Origin of the sequence: Terriglobus roseus DSM 18391 (assembly GCF_000265425.1) — a bacterium.
Taxonomy (GTDB): domain Bacteria; phylum Acidobacteriota; class Terriglobia; order Terriglobales; family Acidobacteriaceae; genus Terriglobus; species Terriglobus roseus.
Map to the genome: position 1 here is coordinate 720,468 of NC_018014.1, position 22,040 is coordinate 742,507.

Genomic DNA, 22,040 nt, shown 5'->3' on the forward strand with positions numbered 1-22,040 from the left:
GTGCTTCGTACTGTGCTCGACGCCTTCGGCGTGGACTGCGTCAGAGCAGTCGGCCGTTATCCGTATAGGGTGGAGCAGCAAGCACAAAGGGGATGCGCTGATCGCGCATCCCCTTTGTGCTTGCTGGCCCTTGATCAATCCCCGGTTGCGGGAGAGGGTTGCAGATGGCCGTGGTCTTCGGTCTTCTTCTTGGAGAAGCGGGCGCTCCAGCGCTCGACACGTGCGCGCCAGCGATCGAAGTAGAGGTAGATGACCGGCGTGGTGAAGAGTGTGAGGCACTGCGAGACGATGAGGCCACCGATGATGGTGATGCCCAGGGGCCGACGCAACTCGCTGCCGGAACCGGTGCCGAAGGCGAGCGGCACGCCGCCGAGCATGGCGGCCATGGTGGTCATCATGATGGGACGGAAGCGCAGCAGGCAGGCCTCGTAGATGGCTTCTTCCGGGCTCTTGCCGTGCTGCCGTTCGGCGACGATGGCGAAGTCGATCATCATGATGGCGTTCTTCTTCACGATGCCGATGAGCAGCACGATCCCGATCATGGCGATGACGGACATGTCGGTGCCAGTCAGGAGGAGTGCGAGCACCGCGCCAACGCCCGCGGAGGGCAGGGTCGACAGGATGGTGAGCGGATGGATGAAGCTCTCATACAGGACGCCCAGCACGATGTAGACGGCGGTGAGCGCGAGCAACACGAGGATGGGTTCCGACGAGAGCGAATCCTGGAAGGCCGCGGCCGAACCCTGGAAGCCGCCGGTGATGCTGGCCGGCATGCCGATGGCGTTCCGCGTGTTGTTGATGATCTCAGTGGCCTGCGACAGGGAGACGCCCGGGGCCAGGTTGAACGACAGGGTTGCCGCGGGTGACAGGCCCTGATGGTTCACCTGCAGCGGGATGCGCTGCATCTCGAAGTGGGTGATGGCGGAGAGGGGAACCTGGGTGCCGCTCGCCGTTTTGACGTAGATGTCGCGCAGCGCTTCCGGTGTCCTTTGCCATTGCGGTGCGACTTCCATGACCACGTGGTACTGGTTCAGGGTCTTGTAGGTGGTGGATACCTGTCGCTGGCCGAAGGCGGCGGAGAGTGTCTGGTCGACGTTGAGGGCGGTCACGCCGAGGCGGTAGGCCGTGTCGCGGTCGATGACGAGCTTTGCCTCCAGGCCGTTGCTTTGCTGATCGGTGTTGACGTCGCGCAATTCCGGGATCTTCTGCATGGCGGCCATCATCTGCGGAGCCCACTTATTGAGATCCGTTACAGAGTCGGCGGTGAGCGTGTACTGGTATTGCGTTGCTGACTGCCGTCCGCCGATGTTCAGTTCCTGCTGTGAGACGAGGAAGGTCTGCAGGCCCGGTGTTCGGGAGAGTTTTGGACGAAGGCGGTTGATGATGTCATCGACGGTCGCGTGGTCCTTTCGCTCGTTGAGCGCCTTCAGCGAGACGAACATCTGGCCGCGGTTAGATGCACCGCCGCCAGGGCCGCCGCCGCCGACGGATGCCATGACGTTCTGGATGTCGGGATCGCTCTTAACGACGGCCGCAGAGTCGATGACCTTCTGCTTCATCACTTCAAAGGAGACATCCTGCTGACCCTGGATGCTGCCGCCCATACGGCCCGTGTCCTGCAGCGGGAAGAAGCCCTTGGGTACCAGGATGAAGAGCCAGATATTCAGGGCGAAGGTGATGAGCCAGATGAGCAGCACTGGCCACTGGTGACGCAGAACCCAGCGAAGACCGCGATCGTACTCGTCGACCATCCAGTCGAAGAAGCGCTCGCTCCACAGGTACAGCTTGCCGTGCTTCTGCGTGCTGTGCGCCTGCAGGAACTTGGCGGAGAGCATGGGCGTCGTGGTGAGGGAGACGACCAGCGAGACCAGGATGGCGACCGAGAGGGTAACGGCAAACTCGCGGAAGAGGCGGCCGACGATGCCGCCCATGAGCAGGATCGGGATGAAGACGGCGATGAGCGAGATGGACATGCTCATGACGGTGAAGCCGATTTCGGCAGAGCCGATCATGGCCGCTTCGTAGGGTTCCTTGCCTTCTTCCAGATGCCGGGAGATGTTCTCGATGACGACGATGGCGTCATCCACGACGAATCCTGTGGAGATGGTGAGCGCCATCAGCGAGAGGTTGTCGAGTGTGTAGCCCAGCAGGTACATCATGCCGAAGGTGCCCATGATCGACAGCGGCACGGAGACCGACGGGATCAGCGTGGAGCGGACCTCGCGCAGGAAGAGGAAGACGACCAGGATGACCAGCACGATGGTGATGATCATGGTGCGCGTGATGTCTTCTACGGATGCGCGGATGGTCTGCGTACGGTCTAGCGCTACCTCGAGATGGATGGCGGCCGGTAGTGCGGCCTGCAGGGTCGGCAGCTGCTTCAGGACGGAGTCTACCGTCTCGATGACGTTGGCGCCGGGCGACTTGAAGACGATGACGAGGACCGAGGGTACGCCGTTCGTCGTGCCGTAGTTGTAGGTGTTTTCAGTTGCGTCGATGACTTCGGCGACGTCGCCGATGCGCACGATGCCGGGAGCATTAGCGCTCGTGGTGGCGGTATTGACTTTGTAGTTGCTGACCGCGGCAGAGGTGTAGCCTGCGGTGTTATTCAGCTGCTTTGTCGTGAGCTGCGGTATGTTGGAGCGCTGTGTGGAGACCTGGGCGCTGACTGCGCCGCCGACGGTGGCGGTGCTGTTCGCCGAACCTGCGGCGGGGAGTGCGCTGGCGACACTGGAGGCTAGGCCGTTGTTGGCCTGTGCGTTGCTGACGGCGCCGCGGCTGGTGGCGATGACGAGCGGACGGTAGGCGTCGGCGCCGAAGAGCTGATCCGTTGTGGAGATAGCGATGCGCTGCTTATCGCCGTTGAGGTACCCCTTGGGCTGATTGACGTTGATGGTCTGGACGGCAGCGGCGAACTGCGTGAGGGATAGGCCGTTTGCCGTGAGCTGATTCGGGTTGACCTCAAGGCGGACGCCCGGCTTGGAGGAGCCGGCGGTGAAGGTTTGGCCGACGCCGGGAACGGCTGCGAGTTTCTGCGCCAGGATGGAATCCGAGGCGTCGTAGAGCTGCGGTACGGTGAGCGTCTTGCTGCTGAGCGAGAGGATGAGGACCGGAGCTTCCGACGGATTGATCTTGCGGTAGGTCGGATTCATCGGCAAGTTGGCCGGCAGCTGGGCGCGGGCTGCGCTAATGGCGGCCTGCACATCGCGGGCTGCGCCGTTGATGTCGCGGTTCAGATCGAACTGAAGATTGATGTTCGCGGAACCCTGGGATGACGTGGACGTCATCTGGTTCACGCCGGCGATACGGGAGAATTGGCGCTCCAGCGGCGTGGCCACGGAGGAGGCCATCGTTTCGGGGTCGCCGCCGGGCAGACTTGCGCCGACGGAGATGACGGGGAACTCGACGTTGGGCAGCGAAGCGACGGGCAGCAGCTTGTACGCGACGGCGCCGGCAAGAAGGATGGCGAACGAGAGAAGGAAGGTGGCGATGGGCCGCCGGATGAACGGCGCGGAGAAGTGCAGGCCGTTGACGGTGCCGCCCTCGGGCTCGTGTTCGGCCTCTGCTGGCTCCGCGTTGCGGTGTTCGTCGTGGGCGGACGCGCGATCGGTCGGGGTCTCGTCGCCGCCGCGGATGGCGGAGCCATGCAGCTTGGCGGCGTCGCCGCTGTGCGCGCGTTCCGTAGGGTCCTTGTCGCCGGGTTCAGGTGCTGTATTCATCGGGATCTCGTCTGAAGGTGTTGGACGTATCTGCGTTTAGTCGCCGTGCGCATACTGCGGTTCCGCTTCGTGCAGGTGCTTCTGCATCTCGGCGTCAGACTTTGCGGTGCCGAAGTACTTGCGGCCGATGCGGTCGAAGAAGAGGTAGACGACCGGCGTTGTGAACAGAGTGAGTACCTGCGAAACGATCAGGCCGCCGATGATGGTGATGCCGAGCGGGCGGCGGAGTTCGCTGCCGGTGCCGGAGCCGAAGGCCAGCGGTACGCCACCCAGCAGTGCCGCCATGGTCGTCATCATGATGGGACGAAAGCGGAGCAGGCAGGCCTGGTAGATGGACTCTTCCGGAGTTTTGCCGTGCTCTCGCTCGGCCTCCAGCGCAAAGTCGATCATCATGATGGCGTTCTTCTTCACGATGCCGATCAGCAGGATGATTCCTATGAGCGCGATGACCGAGAGATTGGTTCCGGTCACCTGCAGGGCGAGGATGGCGCCCACACCGGCGGATGGCAGGGTGGAGAGAATCGTGATGGGGTGGATGTAGCTCTCGTACAGGACGCCCAGCACGATGTACACGGTGACCAGCGCGGCGAGAATCAGGATGGGCTCGTTCGCGAGTGAGGCTTCGAACGATGCGGCCGTGCCCTGGAAGTTCGCGTTGACTGAGAGCGGCATATCCAGCTCTTTCTCAGCCTTGCGGACCTGGTCGACTGCGTCGCCGATGCTGTAGCCCGGCGCCAGGTTGAACGACAGGTTCACCGCAGGGAATTGGCCTTCATGCGAGATGGCCAGCGTCGCCGGCATCTGAACCAGGTGCGTGAAGGCGGAGAGCGGCACCTGCGTGCCCGTGGAGCTTTTGACGTAGATGTCGTTCAGCGCCGAGACGTTCTTCTGCCACTTCGGCGCGACCTCGAGGATCACGTGGTACTGGTTCTGCTGCGTGAACATGGTGGACACCTGGCGCTGCGCGAAGGCGTCATCCAGCGTGTCGTCGATGTTCTGCGGCGTAATGCCAAGGCGCGATGCAGTGTCGCGGTCGATGACGAGTTGTGCTTCCAGGCCCTGCGTCGTCTGGTCCGTCGCAATGTCGGTCAAGGCGGGCAGCGTCTGGAACTTCTTCAGGATCCGGTCCGACCACTCGACGAGTTCCTGGCTGTTGGCATCTTCCACGGCGTATTGGTACTGCGTACGTGCGACGCGGTTCTCGACGGTCAGGTCCTGCAGCGGCTGCATGTAGGCCTTGATGCCGTCGATCTTGTCGAGCTGCGGCTGAAGGCGACGGATGATCTCGACGGCACTGGACTTACGGTCTTCGCGATCTTTCAGGTTGATCTGGATGCGGCCGGAGTTCAGCGTGTTGTTGGTCGCGTCGATACCGATGAAGGACGAGAGCGATTCGACGTCCGGATCCTGCAGCATGGCGTGGGCCAGGGCCTGCTGACGCTGGCTCATGGAGGCGAAGCTGATGTCCTGCGCGGCGTCCGTGATGGCGAGGATCACGCCCGTGTCCTGCACGGGGAAGAAGCCCTTCGGCACCACCATGTACATGATGAGCGTCAGCGCGAAGGTGGCGACGGTGACGAGCAGCGTCAGTGTCTGGTGACGCAGTACCCAGCGTACGCCGGTGGCGTAACGGTCGATGACCCAGTTGAAGTAGCCCTCGGTGACCTTGTAGAACTTGCCCTTCTGGCTCTCCGGCGTGTGCTTCAGCAGCTTTGCCGCCATCATGGGCGTCAGCGTCAGCGAGACGACTGCGGAGACGAGAATGGTGACCGAGAGCGTTACAGCAAACTCACGGAAGAGGCGGCCGACGATATCGCCCATGAAGAGCAGCGGGATGAGTACGGCGATCAGCGACACCGTCAACGACACGATGGTGAAGCCGATCTGTTCGGAGCCCATCAGCGCTGCTTCCAGTGGTGAGTGACCCTCCTCGAGGTAGCGGTCGATGTTTTCGACCATCACGATGGCATCGTCGACGACGAAGCCGGTGGAGATGGTGAGTGCCATCAGCGAGAGGTTATCCAGCGAGTAGCCCAGCATGTACATCACGCCGAATGTGCCCACGATGGACAACGGCACAGCGACCGCAGGGATGATGGTTGCGCGCCAGGAGCGCAGGAAGAGGAAGATGACACCGATGACAAGGGCGATCGTCAGCATCAATTCAAACTGAACGTCCGAGACGCTGGCGCGGATGGTGCCGGTACGGTCGGTGAGCGTCTCCAGCTTGACGGATGCGGGCAGAGTCGCCTGCAGCTTGGGCAGCAACGCTTCAATGCGGTCGACGACGCCGATGATGTTGGCGCCGGGCTGGCGCTGCACGTTGATGATGACGGCGGGCTTGGTGTAGGTCTCGCCGTTCTCGTCACGACGGCCCATCCATGCTGCCTGGAAGCTGTTCTCTGCACCATCGACGGCGGTGGCAACGTCGCTCATGCGAACAGGCGAGCCGTTGCGATAAGCGACGATCACGCTGTTGTAGTCGGCGGCTGAAAGTAGCTGGTCATTTGCGCCGACGGTGAAGGACTGCTTCGGCCCATTGAGGCTGCCCTTAGCCTGATCGACGTTGGCTGCAGCCAGGACGGTACGCAGGTCTTCCAGAGACAGACCATAGCCGGCAAGGGCGGTTGGGTTGGCCTGGATACGGACGCCTGGCTTCTGGCCGCCGGCGATCGACACGAGGCCGACGCCGGAGAGCTGTGAAATCTTGTTCGCCAGGATGGTGTCTGCGAGATCTTCGACCTTGGTGAGCGGCAGCGTGTCCGAGGTCAGCGCCAGCGTCAGGATCGGCGAGTCGGCCGGGTTCACCTTGTTATAGATGGGAGGATTCGGCAGATCCTTGGGCAGCAGGGCCTGTGCGGCGTTGATGGCGGCCTGCACGTCCTGCTGCGCAACGTCGATGGACTCGTTCAGATTGAACTGCAGCGTGATGATGGATCCGCCGCCGGAGGAGACGGAGGTCATCTGGGTCAGGCCGGGGATCTGGCCGAACTGGCGCTCCAGCGATCCGGTCACGGCCGAGGTCATTACGGCCGGCGAGGCGCCCGGGTAGTACGTCTGTACCTGGATGGTGGGGTAGTCGACCTGCGGCAGCGCTGAAACCGGCAGCTGCGTGTAGGCGACGCCGCCAGCCAGCAGGATGGCGATCATCAGCAGGGCAGTGGCGACCGGACGGAGGATAAATGGCCGGGACGGGCTCATACGCGGAGACTCCGGAGAGAGGGTAAGGCGGACCGGCTGTGCATCCGAAGAAGGTTCTGCTCGGATGCAGTGGCTAGTCTGCGAATCGGTTCGGCCGGCAGGTCAGGTACTGCTGGCATGTCGGCTTGGGAAGCGCCGCAACGGCGTCCCGAAACTTCAGTTTTCCGGCCGTCGGCACCAGGCCGGGGCCGTTCCATCGCAGGTTCGCCTTATAAGTGACTCAGGCTTCGCTTTGGACCATCTCGCTCCTGGGGAGCCAGATCGTCCGGATTTGCGGCATGCCTGGAAAAGAAAGTTGCCGGAGGTGCGTCGTTCACCTCCGGCAGTTCGTTTACTGTGTGGGCGGCGCACCCGCGGGGCGGCGACGCTGTTCGCCGCTTCCCGCAGACGCTGAACCACGTTCACTGCGGTTGTCGTTGGGGCCGTGACTTGTGGTCAGGCCAGTGCTGTCTGTGGGGGCAGTACCGTTGGCGCGATGCCGTGGTCCACCGGGTGTTCCGGGGTCACGGTCAGAGGCGCGGCCGTTGGAGAAGGCATCTGCGCCTGCATCCGGCGAACCGCCTGCGGCCGCTTGTCCGCGTGAGCCACGCGCTGCCGCCAGTTCCGTAGAAGGATGGGGCACCACACGCGAGCCGGCCTGCAGCTTCTCAGTACCGTCCGTAACCACCTGATCGCCTGCCTTCAGGCCGCTCTTAATGATGACGTCTGTACCCTGCGAACTGTCGACGACCACCTGCGCAACACGCACCGGGTAGTTCGTCTGCGGTCCGCTGCCTGCTGCGCCGCCGCTACGGCGTCCGCCTGCAGCGCTCGATGCGCCGCCACCGGGACCGCCGCCAACTGGGCCGCCGCCGGATGATTCGGCACCGGTGTTGCCGCTGCTGCCCGAACCACCGGCAGGAGCGCCGCCCGCTGCACTCTGGCCACCGCCTGCAGGGCGTCCGCCTGCGCCTGCCGTTGCGCCGCCGCCCGTCTGGGGCTGGCTGCGATCGATGACGTAGACGAAGCTGCCTCCGTTGCCGGACTGCACAGCCGCTGCCGGAATCACCAGCGAGTTGGGCCTGTTCTCAAGGATCAGGTGGATATTTACGAACTGGTTGGGAAACAGTGCGCTGTCGGCGTTATCGAAGACTGCCTTCAACTTCGCCGTGCCGGTGGTCGTGTCGATCTGGTTGTCGATCGTCAGCAGCGAGCCGGTTGCAAGCTTGGTGCTATTCGAGCGGTCCCACGCCTCGGCCATCAATTTGTGGCCGCCACGCATGTGCTGAAAGACCGCAGGGATCTGGTCTTCCGGCAGCGTGAAGATCACGGCGATGGGCTGCAGCTGCGTGATGACGACCAGGCCAGTCGATCCGGCAGCTGAGACGATGTTGCCCACGTCGACCTGACGCAGACCGACAACGCCGTTGATGGGCGAGGTGATGCGCGTGTAGTTGACGTTGACCTGTGCCTGCTGGATCGCGGCGCGATCGGCAGCGAGTGTACCCACTGCCTGTCCGGCGGTGCTCTCCTGCGTCTGCGTGGATTCCTTGCTGACAACGCCGGCGGCGTAGAGCTGCTGATAACGCTGTGCCTGCGCCTGCGCCAGTGCGGCGTTCGCCTGGTCACGCACCAGATTGCCCTGTGCGACCGACAGTGTGGCCTGGTAGGGACGCGGATCGATCTCGATCAACAACTGGCCCTGCTTTACACGTTGACCTTCCGTGAAGTTGACGCGCGTGATCTGACCGTCCACGCGGCTCTTCAGTGTCACCGTGTTGTAGGCGGTCACCGTTCCCAGTGCGGTCAACTGGATGGGGATGGTCTTCATCGTTGCCACATCGAACGAGACCGGGACGATCTGTCCTGCACCGCCGCGGCGTCCACCGCCGGGACCGCCAGGGCCTCCGGCAGCCGTTGCAGGCTTATGCATCAGGCGGTAGGCAATGAAGCCGCCGATGGCGCCAACAATCAGGATCAGGACCACAATACGAAGCCAGGAACTCTTGCGGGGGGCTTCCGGATGTTGCGATGCGTCGTTGGGGAGACCCGTCGACGAGGGCGAGGCGTGCTCCGGCAGGGCCGGGTGCTCGGGCGAGGAAGTGGCAGAGTGCTCGCTTGAAAGTGGCAACATGATCTGCGGCGGACCGTCCTGACTTTGTTTCTTATGTATTAATTGTTCGTTTGGCGACGCCGGACAAAGGATTGGCCGGGCACTCCATAGACTATAGGAATGACGGGGAACCTCCGCCAATGGTTTCGAGCTATTTCGTAACGTAGCAATAGGAGCTCTCGAGCACTCGCCCACCTATAATGAGGCTGGCCGATTCAAGGCCCGAGCTTCCAAAGGACACCGCTGAGCATGGACGATTACCGAACCTCTGCGGCAGGAATGCTGTCGGCGGTTGCCGACGGAACCGGCGATGTACCACTATGTGTTGACCTGGATGGCACACTCGTCAAGAGCGACACACTGGTCGATGCCATTTTGCTGCTGGCCCGCCAGCAGCCAGCATCACCGTTGTATTGGCCGCAGTGGGTCAGCAAGGGCAAGGCGAGCTTCAAGCGCGAGATCACCGGGCGCGTTCACATTGATGTGGAGCATCTGCCCTATAACCGCCCTCTGGTCGACTTCCTTTGGGAGCAGCATGCGCGCGGCCGCCGCATCTACCTGGCCACCGCTGCGGATAAGGGCTTTGCGGACCAGGTCGCAGCTCACTTCGGCGATCTGTTCACCGGCGTTCTTGCCTCGGATGGCACGCTGAACCTGGCCGGTGCGAATAAACTCGCCGCCTTTCAGCAGCAGTTTCCGGAAGGCTTTACCTATATTGGGAACGCCATGCCGGACCGCACGTTGCTGCAGGCCAGTGTGCAGCCCATGGCGGCCAATCCGCATGGTTCGCTGCGCCGGGCCCTGCGCCGCGATAAGACGTTGTTGCATCGCGAATTCACCGATCGCCGGCCGGCGCTGAAGGTCTTCCTAAAAGCGATTCGTCTGCACCAGTGGGCGAAGAACATCCTGGTGTTCCTGCCGGCCATTCTGGCGCACGATCTTTCAGCGCGCAGTATTCTTTGCTCGACGCTGGCCTTCCTTTCCATCTCGTTCTGCGCCAGCGCGACGTACATCATCAACGACCTGCTGGACATTGAGGCGGACCGTCGCCACCCACGGAAGCGCCTGCGGCCATTTGCTTCCGGAGACCTCTCCCCGTTTGCAGGCGTCGGCATTATTGGCGGCTTCTTCGCGATCTCTCTTGCTTTTGCGTTGCTAATGCCGCTTGTCTACCGGTCCTTCCCGGGCGCCGCCGCACACCACAGCATGATGCGGGGACCTGGCGCTTTTGTGGCATGGTTGGGCATTTACACCATCACGACGCTGTCGTACTCGTTCGCTCTGAAGCGCATGATGTTGATCGATGTGATCGTGCTCAGTGGTCTGTATACGGTTCGCCTGCTGGCGGGCGCCAGCGCCACCGGTGTACCCATGTCGGAATGGCTGGCCGCGTTTTCCATCTTCTTTTTCCTTTCGCTGGCCTTCGTCAAACGCTTCAGCGAACTGGAGTTGATGATCGCGAACAATCGCGACAAAGCCTCAGGCCGCGGTTACAAAACGTCCGACCTAGAGCAGCTCCGTTCCTTTGGAACCAGCAGTGCCTTTGCTGCGGTGGTCGTTCTGTCCATGTACATCTCCAACCTCACGGCAGCACACCTCTACCACCACATGGGCCGACTGTGGCTACTGATGCCGGTGCTGATTCTGTGGATCAGCCGTGTGTGGCTGCTGGCCAGTCGTGGCGAGTTGCACGAAGACCCCGTCGTCTACGCCATTACGGACAAGACGAGCTGGCTGCTTGGCGCGATCTCTGCCGTGATTGTCTGGGTGTCGCTGTAGGCAGGCAGCTGTCATTTATTCTGAAAGAACGCGCAATCACCCTGATTCATTTCAGCTACGTGGCTGCGCCAAGTACTGCAACCTATGACGGAAACCATCACACCTTTGACCGCGTTCGATGATGCCTCGCTTGACGAGGCTTTCCGCGCGCTGACCGATCAGGTCCGCTCGGCCGCATCGCAACTGACGACAGCTGAAGCGCAAGAGAACTTTCGCCTCGATTGGCTGGGCCGTAAGCAGGGCCGGCTCAAGTTATTGAGCGAGACCTGGCTGAAGACTGCGCCGCCCGAAGCGAAGAAGTCGCTGGGCATGCGATTTAATACGCTGAAGAACGAGATCGAAGCGGCTCTCGCGAGCGAGCCAGCATCATCGAAAGCAAGCAGCGCGCCAGCACTCGATCTGTCACTGCCAGGCATCCGCCGCAACATCGGCGTTGAGCATCCGCTGACGCGCACCATGCGCGAGATGACTGCGGTTTTTGCAGCGCTTGGATATTCGGTAGGCATCGGGCCTGAGGTCGAGACGGATTTCTATAATTTTGAGGCGCTGAACTTTCCGCCGAATCATCCTGCACGCGACACGCAGGACACGCTGGTCGTCGCGGACCAGGAAGGGAAGCCGCTGCGTGAGCGTCTGTTGATGCGTACGCACACTTCTCCCGTTCAGATTCGCAGCATGGTGTCGAACCCGCCGCCGCTGCGCATCGTCATTCCGGGCAAGGTGCATCGCAACGACGAAAGTGATGCCACGCACTCGCCCATCTTCCATCAGGTTGAGGGTCTCTGCGTCGACACGAATATCACCTTCAGTGACCTGAAGGGCACGCTCGATTACGCGATGAAGGCGTTCTTCGGATCGAGCGTGAAGACGCGCTTCTTCCCATCGTTCTTTCCGTTCACGGAGCCAAGTGCGGATGTGCAGATCTCGTGCCCGTTCTGTGGGCAGAAGGGCTGCCGCAAGTGCAAGTTCTCGGGATGGATTGAGTTGCTGGGTTGCGGCATGGTCGATCCCGCCGTCTTCGCCGCGGTGGATGCGCGCCGCATCGAGAATGGCCTGGAACCCGCGTACGACACGAAGAAGATCAGCGGATTCGCCTTTGGCATGGGCGTTGAACGCATCGCGATGATGAAGTACGGCGTCGGCGATATCGGCCAGTTTTACTCGGGCGACTTACGGTTTCTGTCTCAGTTTGTATAAGCGCGAAGCGCGCTCAGGATTGCAATGAATATCTTGTCGAAGTGGCTGCGCGAGTATCTTCCCGCGCTTGAAGTAAGTGACCGGCAGTTAGCCGAAGACCTCACGCTGCGCGGCATTGCCGTGGAAGGTGTGCACGCGCTTCCCGATGGCGGCCATCTCTTTGAGATGGACATCACCACGAACCGCGTCGATGCGATGAACCATTACGGCATCGCGCGCGAGGCTGCGACGCTCTACGGTGTGCCGCTGCTCACGCTGGAAGACCGTCGCGTGGTGCATGCCGAGATGGGCGACGCTGCCGGTGCAGCACTGCCGTCGATCGCATGTGAGATCTTCGCTCCGGCTGGTGATTCACCGGGTGGTTATCCCGTGCGTATCGAGGCTGAAGATCTCTGCGGCCGCTTTACTGCGCAGATCATTCGCGGTGTGACGGTCAAGCCAAGCGAAGGCATCGTTGCCACGCGATTCGAGCAGCTTGGACAGAAGGCGATCTCGAACGCGGTGGACATCACCAACTACACGTGGCTTGCCATGGGACAGCCGACGCATGTCTTCGACCTCGACAAGCTTGAGGGCAGCATCGTGGTCCGCCGTGCGCATGCTGGCGAGCGCATCAAGCTGCTGGACGGCAGCGAGAAGACATTGACGGCGGACGACCTTGTCGTTGCCGATGAGAAGAAGGCGCTCGGGCTCGCCGGTGTGATGGGTGGGTGGGATTCGCGCGTGACGGAAGAGACGAAGAACATACTCGTCGAAGCCGCATGGTTTGATCCCGCTGCCATCCGTGCGAGTTCGCGTCGCCATGGCCTGCACACCGATGCGTCGCATCGCTACGAGCGTGGCGCGGATCTTGGCGCGTGCGCCCTGGCAAATCGCCTGGTGACGCGCGGCGTGATTGCCGCGTGCGGTGGCGAGGCTGTGGGCGCCATGACCGAGGTCGTTGTCGAGGCACAGGAGCTGCGCACGACCAAGCGGCCGCACGTTCTGCTGAGTGTCGATGAGGTGCAGCGACTACTTGGAACGACACTCGAAAGTGGGACGTCCGGGAACCTGGTTCCGCCCGAGGTGATCGAGCAGTATCTGCAGGCTCTTGGCTGCCATTTGCGTCCGTCGGATGATGCCGCAACCTTCGAAGTCACGCTGCCGTCATGGCGTCTCGACCTGGAGCGCGAGATCGACCTGATTGAAGAGATCGCACGTGTCTATGGCTACAACCGTTTTGCGGACACGCTGCCCAGCTTCAGCGGCGGTGTGGCTGCGCTGCCGCATGCTGCGAAGGAAGACAAGGTACGCGAGGTCCTGCGCTCACTCGGCTGGACTGAGGCCATCAGCAGCACCTTCTGCAGCGAGGCCGATGCGAGCACCTTTGCCGCGCCCGGTACCAGCGGCGTGCCCATGGGCAATCCTCTGAATGCAGAGGCCGGTATGCTGCGACCATCGCTGTTGCCCGGAACCGTCGGCATGCTGCAGCTCAACGGTACGCGCGACGTGCGCGCAGGCCGCATCTTCGAGTACGGCACTGTCTTCATCGGCACCACGGCACAGGTCGTCGAGCACCCATCGCTCGCACTGGGAGCGTTCGGTGAAGCGATCGGAACGAAGACCATCGACGCAGCGGATGCGCTTTTTTTCGAAGTGAAGGGCGCTGTCGAAGACGTGCTCGCACGCTTCGTGCTCCCAGCGGTAAGTTTCACCGGAGACGGCCTGCCTGCGTGGATCGAAGGTGGCCGTGGTGCGGCGATCAAGGTAGAAAGTAAGACCATTGGTTGGTTAGGAGAACTAACCAATACCGAGCGCGAACGCCGCAAGTTGAAGGAAGTGGCCGTCGTTGCAGAGATCAACATCCCAGCGCTCTACGAGTACGCGCTTCGCCAACCGTCCGCGCAGGAACCATCGCGCTACCAGGCCGTCGAACGCGACTTCTCCTTCCTCTTCGCCGACACGGTGCAGTGGAAGGATGTCGACGCTGCGATCCGTGCACTCGGTATCGCAGAGATGATCTCGCTGGCACCGGTTGAAATCTTTCGCGATGCGAAAGGCAAAGCGGTAGCGCGCGGCGAGTACTCGCTGCTATTGCGTACGGTTTTCCAATCGCCCGAACGCACATTACGTGAGGAAGAGATCACGGCCTGGCAGGATGCGATTGTTGCATCGCTGTTGAAGCTTGGCGGCAGGCACCGCGCCGCATAGTTTCGACAAATACAGAACGTCATAGCTCCGTCTCGCGGCGGAGCTATTTCTTTGCCTGCAGCATGACGTCCACGCGCCGCCGCAGGCTCTGTGCTTCAAACGGCGCGTGAACCTTCGTGTCGTTGTCGAACGAAACAGTCTGCTCCTCGGTGCGTCATCCAAGGGCAAGGCAAAGCTTGGCGCAAAATTGCCACAGGAGCAAATCATCTCGATCCCGGGCGCGAGGACGTCCCGCGCGGGAAAGTATGCCGGCGGCCCCTCGAGAGTCGGGATTTCAGCATGCTCGTGCTGAAACCGTTCCCGCGCACGCGGCCTCGTCGCAGCGAGCAGTGTCTGCCGTTGATTTCAATGGAGTTGAACGCGCCGGGCGTCCGGTAGCCCCAGCCGATCCGTCAGGTCGGGCCGGGAGAGCTCACGTCTCCGCCCTTTCACCGCCGTCCAGACAAGCCAATTGGCGATCCCGCCGGGTGACTCTGGACGTCATCGTAGCTATCATGATCGCCATATTCCGCATGTGGGGCGCAGCGAACGGCCCCCGGCGGTACCCCTGCATCCTAGGTATCTATGCCGCAGATTGTCACCGCCATTCCGAAGCGCCTGTTGAACACGCCTCTTGATGTTCCGCATACCTTCAACCTGTCGATCGATGGCCGCGAAGTTCCGGCTGGCGAAGGCGAGTTGCTGATCGAAGTGCTGAACCGGGCGGCAGCACTGGCAAATGCGTCGATCGCCGATGCCGGCTTCCATACCGGAGACAAGAAGCTGACGCCCTCGGAGCGCGCGGCCCTGGCAGAGAATCCTCAGTTCGCCCATCCTCCCTCATCCTCGAAGATGGAGTACCCCGGCACGGCCGAGGACTCTTCGCGCGCGGAGCATGCCGGTAACTACCGGAGTGTGCCACAGCTCTGTTATCTGCAGCAGATGGGTCCGATCCAGACCTGCGACACCTGCATGGTCGAGGTAGATGGTCAGCTCGTTCGCGCCTGCGCCACGGTGGTTCGCCCGGGCATGAAGATCTTCGCAGAAAGCGCACGCGCCGACCGAGCCCAGCGTGAGGCCATGGATCGCGTGCTGCAGAACCACGACCTCTACTGCACGGTCTGCGACAACAATAACGGCAACTGCACCATCCATAACGCCGTCGGCGAAATGCACGTCGTACACCAGGAGCGTCCGTTCCTGCACAAGCCGTATGAGCAGGACCACTCCAACCCGTTTTACCGCTATGACGCGGACCAGTGCATCCTGTGCGGACGCTGCGTGGAAGCGTGTCAGGATGTGCAGGTCAACGAGACGCTTTCCATTGATTGGACGAGCAAGAATCCGCGTGTTCTATGGGATGGTGGCGAACAGGTCGCCGGCTCCAGTTGCGTGAGTTGCGGTCACTGCATCACCGTCTGCCCATGCAATGCGCTCATGGAAAAGAGCATGCTGCAGAAGGCCGGCACACTCACCAATCTGCCGGCGAGTGCCATCGATAGCATGATTGAAGTGGTCAAGGGCGTCGAGCCCGAGACGGGCTATCCGCCTATCCTGGCGCTCAGCGACATCGAAAGCACCATGCGCGAAGCAGGTACGAAGCGCACGAAGACGGTGTGCACCTTCTGCGGCGTCGGCTGCTCGTTTGAAGTGTGGACGCGCGATCGCCACATCCTGAAGATTGAACCGACACACGGCCCCGCGAACGGAATCTCGACCTGCGTAAAGGGAAAGTTCGGTTACGAATACACCAACTCCAAGGCCCGCCTGCACACCCCGCTGATCCGCGTAAATGACGGCCAGCATTCGACCTACCGAGAAGCTTCGTGGGAAGAGGCGCTGACACTGATCGCGAGCAGGTTCACTGAGATCAAGCAGGCGCACGGACCGGACGCGCTCGCCTTCATTGCATCGTCCAAGTGCACCAATGAAGAGAGCTACCTGATGCAGAAGCTTGCGCGGGCAGTGGTCGGCACGAACAACGTGGACAACTGCAGCCGTTACTGCCAGACGCCAGCGACGATGGGTCTTAGCCGTACCGTGAAGACCGGTGGCGACTCTGGATCGATTGCAGATATCGAGAAGGCAGGGCTCGTTCTCATCGTTGGCTCCAACACCAGCGAGAGTCATCCAGTGCTGGCGACGCGTGTGAAGCGCTCGCACAAATTGCGCGGTCAGCGGCTGATCGTCAGCGACATTCGCAAGCATGAGATGGCAGAGCGCGCGGATCTCTTCATCCGCCCTACGCCAGGCACCGATCTCGTCTGGGTGTCGGCGGTAACGAAGTACATCATCGATCAAGGCTGGCACGCGAAGGATTTCATCGAACAGCGCGTAAACCACTTCGACGAGTACTACAAGAGCCTGGAATCTTTTACGCTGGAATATGCGGAGAAGATTACGAGCATCAGCGTTGAGACACTCAAGCAGGTCGCAGAAGAGGTTGTGAAGGCAGACGGCGTGTGCATCCTGTGGGCGATGGGTGTGACCCAACACTGCGGCGGATCGGATACGTCCACGTCCCTTGCAAACCTGCTGCTGGCCACCGGTAACTTCGGTCGTCCGGGCGCAGGCGCGTATCCCTTGCGCGGGCACAACAACGTGCAAGGCGCCAGTGACTTTGGATCGCTGCCGAACTTCTACCCGGGCTATCAGGGCACGGGCGATGCAGAGGTCCGCGCCAAGTTTGAGGCGGCCTGGGGCGTCACCCTGCCTGTTACCAAGGGCAAAGACAACCACGAGATGATAGATGCCATCATGGCGGGCGAGCTTCACTCGCTCTACATCAAGGGCGAAGACACCATCACCAGTGACAGTAACGCGAACTTTGTTGAGCAGGCTCTGAGCAAGATTCCGTTCCTCGTCGTTCAGGACATCTTCTTTTCCGAAACCGCGCGCTATGCAGATGTCGTGCTGCCTGCCTCGCCCTCGCTGGAAAAGGACGGTACCTTCACCAGCACGGAGCGCCGCATTCAGCGGCTCTACAAGGCACTGGATCCGCTGGGCGACTCGAAGCCCGACTGGGAGATCATCCAGCTCATCGCCAATCGCCTGGGCGGGGATTGGAAGTACAACCATCCCGGCGACATCATGGATGAGGTGGCCTCACTTACCCCGATCTTTGCGGGCGTCACGTACGAACGGCTTGAAGGTTTCAAGAGCCTGCAGTGGCCGGTTGCGGAAGACGGCACGGACTCACCCGTGCTCTTTCTAAAGGAGTTCCCATTCCCGGACGGCAAGGCAAAGTTCTTCCCATTGGAGTGGATTGAACCCAGTGAAGAAGCGGGCGTTGAGTTCGATCTGCACCTGAATAACGGCCGCGTGCTGGAACACTTTGAACAGGGTGCGATGACCAGCAAGGTGGATGGCATCAACCGCATGACGCCGCTGAACTGGGTGGAAGTTTCGCCGGAACTTGCGGCGGCGCGCGGCATGGAAAGCGGTACGAAGGTTGAAGTCGAGAGCCGTTGGGGCATGATCCGCGCCCGCGTCCTGGTGACAGACCGCGTGCAGGGCAACGAGCTCTACATGCCGATGAACAGCGTCAAGGATCCGGTCAATCGGCTCACCGGCGCACACGTCGATCGCGCGACACACACGCCTGCTTACAAGGAGACGGCAGTCCGTCTTCGTGTGCTGGAAGCGAAGGGCAGGTCGCCTCTGATGGCCGAGAACTTCCGCAACGGCGTACGCACACCGCAGAATGGTGTCGAGGTTGAGCGGAAGTGGGCGCAGGCAACTTACCGGCAGCCCGGCACCGCTGCAAGCGAGACGTTAGTTCAGATCAATACGACCACCGTTTAAGGACAGGAGCACGCAGATATGGCAAACCCAATCGCATTTACGCCGTTGCCGTACGACCCGAAGGATGGGTTGATGCGTCGTCTCGAAGCTGCTCCGCGTGAGCATGCGCAGGCACTCCTGGTCGCGTACGACTTGCTTCAGACTGCTCATGACGAAGGCATCCTGTACGCGCTGCACGGCATGATCCATGCCAAGGATGAGATCGTAGGACATCTTGCCGAGGCCGCACGTGTTCAGGAGAGCGTGAACGCGCTACGGAATCTGATCGCAGCGGGCAAGATCCTTGGCTCCATTGAGCCGGAGACGATGAGTTGCATCGCCGCATCGCTTGCGAAGTCTGGGAGCAAAGCTGCGGAGAGGCCGCCAAGCTTCTGGGCGCTCTTCAAGCGAGCGACGTCGATTGAAGGACGTCGTGGACTTGCGGTCGCAGTGGATTTACTCGCAGCACTCGGAACGCGTCGATAGATAAACCCTTGTCCTAGATAAAGTAGCCGCCGAGATGATCGATCTCGGCGGCTGCTTATTTGCATAGGACTCACTGCTTATTCAAACAGCGACTTACTGCGGAGGACGCGGCGAGAAGTAACCCTTACGAGCGCGCACATGGAAGCGCTGATCCAGCGCCGTGAGATAGATCGTACGGAACGAGCCATCCTGCTTGAGATCTGCCGGGCGGTAGCGCAATGAATACTGCGACCGCAGCTCTTCTTCAATCGCCTGGAAGCCGCGCGCCACATCCTCAATCTTCGTGGGGAAGAAGGCGCGTCCGCCGGTCGCTTCACTCAGCCTTGTCAGAACTTCGTCGCCCTTGTCCTTGCTGGGGCTGACGTTGGTGGAGATCGTGTAAACGATCGTCTCCGCGCGCTGGCATTCCTTGATGGCGTCCTGTTCGTAGACGCGCGAGTAATTATCCTCGCCGTCCGAGACGATGATGATCGCCTTACGGATGGTCTCGGTCGAGCGCACCGTTAGCATCTGGTCGCGGCAGGTCGTATACACCGCGTCGAAGAAGGCGGTACCGCCACCAGGCCGCAGCTTTTCAATGGCAGAGCTCAGCTTGTCGACGCTGTTGGTGTAGTCCTGCGCCAGGTCTTGCCGAACGTCAAAGCCAAGGACAAAGGCGGCGTCCTGCTTGGGCCGCAGCACCTGCAGCAGGAACTCCGTCGCTGCCTGCTGTTCAAACTGGAAGCGCGAGCGGATGGAGTTCGACGTGTCCAGCAGAATGCCGATGCGCAGCGGCAGGTTCGCCTGCTGCGTAAAGCTGATGATGCGATCGGGCTTGCGACCGTCGTCGAGCAGGCCAAAGTCTGATTGCTTCAGGCCCGTCACAAAGCGGCCCTTGCCATCGGTCACGGTGAAGACGAGAGGAACCTCCGGCACGAAGGCGCGGATGGTCAGGGTGCTTGCATCGCTGCCACCTGCCTGCGGAGCGTTCGCCTCAGCAGGCGGAGGCACTGCGGGCGCTGGTGCCGCAGGCGGGTTCTGCTGCGGTGTGCTGGCGGGCGGCGCCGGTGCAGCGGCCTGCTGCGCGAAGCCAAGCGAGGCAGCAAGGGAACAAGTGGCAAGAGCGCGGACCACGGGATTGCGAAGAGCAGCCATATCGGGCGTAGTTTACCAATCCTCGCGCAAGTCTGGCTGCGGCGCCCGCGCGGGTATCTCCAGCGCACGCAGCTTGTCCAGCAATTCCGATAGTTCCGGCGGCAATGGCGCCGACAGATCCAACGGCTTTGCCGTGATGGGATGTTGTAGCCGCAGGTGCGCGGCGTGCAGAAAGTTACGGCGAAGCGTCGGCCCTTCTTTGCCTTCGACGGGCGCAGCAGCGGGTGCGATGCCGGGGATTTTTCCCGGCGCACCGTACAGCGTGTCGCCCACAACGGGGTGGCCCAGCGACTGCATGTGGACGCGGATCTGGTGCGTTCGGCCCGTCTCGATCTTCAGGTCCAGCAGTGTGAAATCGCCTGCGGTCGTGTGCAACCGCTCCAGCACGGTGTAGTGCGTACGTGCGGGCCGCGGGTCGTTGGCCCGGCGGCGCGTGCTTGGCTCCGGCTCATCCGGATGGCGTAGGCTGGGCGCGCCGTGGCTGGCGGTGGTCATGTAGATGTTTGCCACGCGCGTCGTCATGCGTGTGCGCCGAACGCGATCGCGCGCAATCGGCAGATCGATCAGGCCGCGGTCGCTCTTCACGTGCCGGTGCACGAGCGCCAGGTAGCGCTTCTCCAGCGTGCGCTCGCTGAACATCTCGGCGAGCGCGCGGTGCGACTGGTCGCTCTTCGCCACCATGATCAGGCCGCTCGTCTGCTTGTCGAGCCGATGCACAATGCCAGGCCGCAAGGGGCCGCCAACATCGCTGAGCTGATCCTTGAAGTGGAAGAGCAGGGCGTTGACCAGTGTGCCATTGTTGCGCACATCGTCGGTCAGTCCGCTGCCCGCATGCACCATCATGCCCGCAGGCTTGTCGATCACGGCCATGTGCCGGTCTTCGAAGATGATGGAGAGCGGAATGTCCTCGGGCGTCGCGCGCAGCTGCGTTGGCGTGGGTTCGCCTTCGACGACGACGGTCTCGCCGCCGGTCATCTTCTGCTTCGACTTCACGACGACGTCGTTGATGCGCACCTGGCCGTGGTCAATGAGCAGTTGCGCCCGCGCGCGAGAGATGCCGGGCAGCACCTTCGTCAGGTACTGATCCACGCGATAGCCGCGCGCTTCACGCTCTGCAATCCAGCTCTTGCGCGCGCCCAGCGGCAGCGCCGCGGGATCGGGCACGATCAGGTCGTCGTCCTCGTCCATCTCAGACGGAGGAAGCAGCGGAGCGGCTTCGATGGTGCCGATCTGCCGGCGGCCACTCTTCTGAAAGCCGCCCTTGCCGGCGCGCTTCGGCCGATCCTTCACCATGGTGTTTGGGACGACTGGCTTCGGTGTCTCAACGACTTCGCCGTACAGGGCGGCCTCAGCCGCCGCCAGCTCCTGGCGCTCGGCATCTGTGATCACATCGCGTGCGACGCGGTAGTCGGCCTTGACGGATTGTCTGCGCTTGCCCTTGGGCAGCATGTTCTTACTGGGCATAGTGCGCCCCCTGCTCGAGACGTTTGCCTCGTGTAAAGAAGAAGCATAGACCGGCCGCAGCAAGAAGCGTCAGCAGCAACTGGTCGATGCGAAGAAAGCCGCCGACAAACGTATCCGGCAGCACATAGGTGGGGCGAAACTCATCGACGAAGAAGCGAACCAGCGCGGCCATCGTGAGCGAAAGTCCGAAGGTCTCGCCTGCCTGGGCCTCGCGATGCAGCCATGCAAAGGCGATGGCGGCGGCCAGCAATGACAATACCGCGGAGTACAGCGCAACCGGATGGTAGCCGTCGTCTGCGCGGATGATGTGCCCCATGGGAGACGTCGTCGACGCGCCAAGATCGTCGCCCGAGAAGAGCGTGCCCAGGTGCAGGGAAGCCTGCAGCAGCAGGATCGCGGGTGCTATAGCATCGGCGGTTCGCAGCCACGGCAGCTTCTTGAAGAACACGTAACCGACGCCGCACAGGAGCGCCAGCAGCAATCCAAACTTCGTCACGGTGGGCAGCGTCAGGATGTAGAGCGGATAGTGCAGAAACGCCTTCCACACCTGCACCACAATCACCACGCGCGACAGGATCAGGGTGCCCGCCGCGGTGAACAGGCACAGATTCCATACCGCGTCTTCGCTGATACGCATGACACGCGCACCCCGCGCCGCCAGCAGAATGGCGAGCACTAGCCCAAGCGCAGCAACTGCACCAAATGTGGGGATAGTGATAGGTCCGATTCGTGCGAGGTGCGGGTGCATCCTCTCTAGGATACGTTGTGCGAGGTTCTACACCCGAAAAAGAAGGAAGCACACGGCTTCTATGAGGAGATGGACTCCTTAGGGTCCGCAAATCGTGCCGCCTCAAATAGAGAAGACCGACCCACTTGGGGTCGACAACAATCGTGCCGCCTCAAATAGAGAAGACCGACCCACTGGGCCGTGAGGGAGGCGCCGGTGAACCCGCTACTAAGCGGTGGGATTCAGCCGTGGTTCTTTAGGCATTCGGGACTGGCCGACACTGCACACC

At 61.8% G+C, this 22,040-nt stretch carries 11 protein-coding genes; 5 read left to right on the plus strand and 6 right to left on the minus strand.

Annotation, left to right across the window (positions count from 1 at the left end; genetic code table 11):
- Nucleotides 1-134: 134 nt before the first annotated feature.
- From TERRO_RS03180 to TERRO_RS23565, 3 genes are all read right to left on the minus strand, one after another.
- Nucleotides 135-3,719: an efflux RND transporter permease subunit gene (locus TERRO_RS03180; RefSeq protein ID WP_014784559.1), complete on the minus strand. Its 3,585-nt coding sequence runs from the start codon at nt 3,717-3,719 to the stop codon at nt 135-137.
- Between the two features lie 36 nt (nt 3,720-3,755).
- The gene (locus TERRO_RS03185; RefSeq protein ID WP_014784560.1) at nt 3,756-6,920 is read right to left on the minus strand and encodes a multidrug efflux RND transporter permease subunit; all 3,165 of its coding nucleotides are present in this window, start codon (nt 6,918-6,920) and stop codon (nt 3,756-3,758) included.
- A 331-nt stretch (nt 6,921-7,251) separates the two neighbouring features.
- Entirely contained in the window at nt 7,252-9,033 is a 1,782-nt protein-coding gene (locus TERRO_RS23565) for an efflux RND transporter periplasmic adaptor subunit (protein WP_014784561.1), read from the minus strand.
- 228 nt (nt 9,034-9,261) lie between these two features.
- Between TERRO_RS23565 and TERRO_RS03195 the strand changes: the two genes are divergently transcribed.
- The 5 genes from TERRO_RS03195 to TERRO_RS03215 all read left to right on the plus strand — a co-directional run bounded on the left by TERRO_RS03195 (nt 9,262) and on the right by TERRO_RS03215 (nt 18,426).
- Entirely contained in the window at nt 9,262-10,791 is a 1,530-nt protein-coding gene (locus TERRO_RS03195; protein WP_014784562.1) for a UbiA family prenyltransferase, read from the plus strand.
- Nucleotides 10,792-10,875: 84 nt separating this feature from the next.
- Nucleotides 10,876-11,988, plus strand: a complete 1,113-nt coding sequence (gene pheS, locus TERRO_RS03200) for a phenylalanine--tRNA ligase subunit alpha (RefSeq protein WP_014784563.1) — start codon at nt 10,876-10,878, stop codon at nt 11,986-11,988.
- A 24-nt stretch (nt 11,989-12,012) separates the two neighbouring features.
- Nucleotides 12,013-14,178, plus strand: a complete 2,166-nt coding sequence (gene pheT / locus TERRO_RS03205) for a phenylalanine--tRNA ligase subunit beta (RefSeq protein WP_014784564.1) — start codon at nt 12,013-12,015, stop codon at nt 14,176-14,178.
- 564 nt (nt 14,179-14,742) lie between these two features.
- Nucleotides 14,743-17,961, plus strand: coding sequence for a formate dehydrogenase subunit alpha (gene fdhF, locus TERRO_RS03210; protein WP_014784565.1), 3,219 nt, complete (start codon nt 14,743-14,745; stop codon nt 17,959-17,961).
- Between the two features lie 18 nt (nt 17,962-17,979).
- Nucleotides 17,980-18,426, plus strand: a complete 447-nt coding sequence (locus TERRO_RS03215; protein ID WP_014784566.1) for a helical membrane plugin domain-containing protein — start codon at nt 17,980-17,982, stop codon at nt 18,424-18,426.
- Between the two features lie 93 nt (nt 18,427-18,519).
- Here the strand turns inward: TERRO_RS03215 and TERRO_RS03220 are convergent, their stop codons facing one another.
- From TERRO_RS03220 to TERRO_RS03230, 3 genes are read right to left on the minus strand one after another with little or no spacing between them, the layout of a single operon-like run.
- Nucleotides 18,520-19,560: a VWA domain-containing protein gene (locus TERRO_RS03220; protein ID WP_014784567.1), complete on the minus strand. Its 1,041-nt coding sequence runs from the start codon at nt 19,558-19,560 to the stop codon at nt 18,520-18,522.
- Nucleotides 19,561-19,572: 12 nt separating this feature from the next.
- The gene (locus TERRO_RS03225) at nt 19,573-21,024 is read right to left on the minus strand and encodes a pseudouridine synthase (protein ID WP_014784568.1); all 1,452 of its coding nucleotides are present in this window, start codon (nt 21,022-21,024) and stop codon (nt 19,573-19,575) included.
- Entirely contained in the window at nt 21,014-21,772 is a 759-nt protein-coding gene (locus tag TERRO_RS03230; RefSeq protein WP_014784569.1) for a prolipoprotein diacylglyceryl transferase, read from the minus strand. The genes TERRO_RS03225 and TERRO_RS03230 overlap by 11 nt, the downstream gene beginning before the upstream one ends.
- Between the last annotated feature and the right edge of the window lie 268 nt (nt 21,773-22,040).